General features: G+C 74.6%; 1 protein-coding gene. It reads right to left on the reverse strand.

What is annotated here, in order from left to right:
• On the reverse strand, positions 1-1,924 hold a 1,924-nt coding region (locus ACFPL3_RS41940), incomplete at both ends, for a hypothetical protein (RefSeq protein WP_379591019.1).

The raw sequence follows: 1,924 nt of genomic DNA on the forward strand, positions 1-1,924 counted from the left end.
CCAGATAGCCGACCTCGGCCGAAGCCTGCAGCAACTCCCGCAGATGCGGGTTGTACACCGGCAACCGGCCCGACTCGATCTGCCGACGCGCCGTGGCCAACTCCGCACCCGAACGCGGGTGCCCCGCGGCGCCCAGCAGGTCGGCGATGGAGCCGATGTTGTCCACCAGCACGTCGACCAGCCCGGCCGCCACGCCCACCGGGTCGGCGTGCGCGTCCCTCGTGATCAGCTCGGCCAGGTCGGAGGACAGGCCCCGGACGCGGGCGGGGTCGAGGTTCCCGTCGCGCAGCGCCGTCCGCAGCAGGCCGACCGCGGCCACCAGGCGCTGCACCAGGTTCGCCCACGCCGGGTTGATCGTGTGGATCGCCTGGTCACCCAGCAGATCGGTGACCGCCTCCTTCGCGATCGTCGTCTCCCCGACCAGCACCGCCTGGTCCGGGTTGAGCATGGCCAGCGTGCGCAGGTAGCCCAGCGCGCCCGGAACGTCCATCCGGGCCCCGACCACACCCACGACCGCGCGCCACCGCAGCTCGGCCGGCAACGCCCGCACCGCGTCCAGCAGCCGGACGTCGGGGAACTTGCCCCACATCTGCAGCATCGGCTGGTCGAACAGCAGGCCGAGGGTGAGCACGTTCGCGATCGCGTAGTAGAAGGAGCCGCCCAGGGTGGCCAGGCCCATCCCCCGCTGCGGGATCGGGTGGAACGTGATCACGCCCTGGTGGCCTGCCGCGCGCAGCCGCTGCAGGAAGCGGGCGATGCTGGTGTTGCGCGGGTCGTCGTAGCCGACGTGGTGGAAGTGGCCGTCGGACAGGTCGTAGACGGCCATCCGGTCGCGGCCGATCATCCCGGCCACCCGGCCACCCACGAGCATGGCCAGCTCGTAGTTGCCGCGGCCCTCGTCGATCTCGCGCACCCGGCGCCGCAGGTCGGCCACCGTGACGGTCTCCCCGTTGGCCAGCGTCAGCTTCTCGTCGGCGTCGGGGTTGCGCTTGCCCCAGAACCCGATCCAACGCTCCGTCAGCGGGTCGACCCAACGGGTGCGCTCCTGCGGATCCGAGGTCGGACGGCGGGTGATGGTGCTGATCTGCTCCCAGTCCAGACCCGACAGCAGCTCGATCACCCGCACCGGCAACCCGGCCACCGCAGCACGCTCCACCGCAGGAGCCACGTCCGTCACGAACTGGTCCAGCGCCACATCCCGGCGCCCGATCGCCAGCCGCGTGCGCGCGTTCCGCGCCACCAGCTCGTCGAACCCAGCCGCACCCCGGCCCGCGTCCAGCACAGCCACGATCCCACCCATGGCCGCGATCGCCCGCTCCCGCTCGGCCCGGTTCCGGGCCAGCGCGGCGTCGGCGCCCGCGGTGCGGCGGTCACGCGCAGGCGTGAACGGCTCCACGGCAAGCCGCAGGTCGCGACCCGCGCCGTGACGCCCCGCGAACCAGCCGGCGTAACCCGGGCCCGGCGGGCCCCGGTTCACCCCGGTCCACACCCGCCGCAGCGACCGGCCCGACCACAGCAGCGCCCGCAGCGCCGGCGTCCTCGGCGACGGCAGCGGTGCCCGCCCCGCGAGGTCCGCGACCCCGCCGCCGACGACCGGGTCGGGCCCCGAGGCGGCACCACGGGTCGCGGCGTCGAACGCGTCACGCGCCACTCGAACATCGGCCGCGGCGACGGCGCGGGCCCGCCGCAGCTGGCCCAGCGCCGCCCGGACCAGCCCCAACCGGACCTCGAAGTCACCGAACCGGTCGAGCCGCAGGCCCACGTCCGCACCCACCGCCACCGGGACGTCCACGAGGACCTCGGCGAGAGCCCACGACCCGACCAGCGCCTCGGGCACCCCGAGCACCTCGGCGATCCGCGCCGCCGCGTCCGCAGGCACAGGCCCGCCGTCGACCGGGTTCAGCAGCCAACGCACCCCCGTGGC

Origin of the sequence: Pseudonocardia zijingensis (assembly GCF_042657305.1) — a bacterium.
GTDB lineage: Bacteria > Actinomycetota > Actinomycetes > Mycobacteriales > Pseudonocardiaceae > Pseudonocardia > Pseudonocardia zijingensis.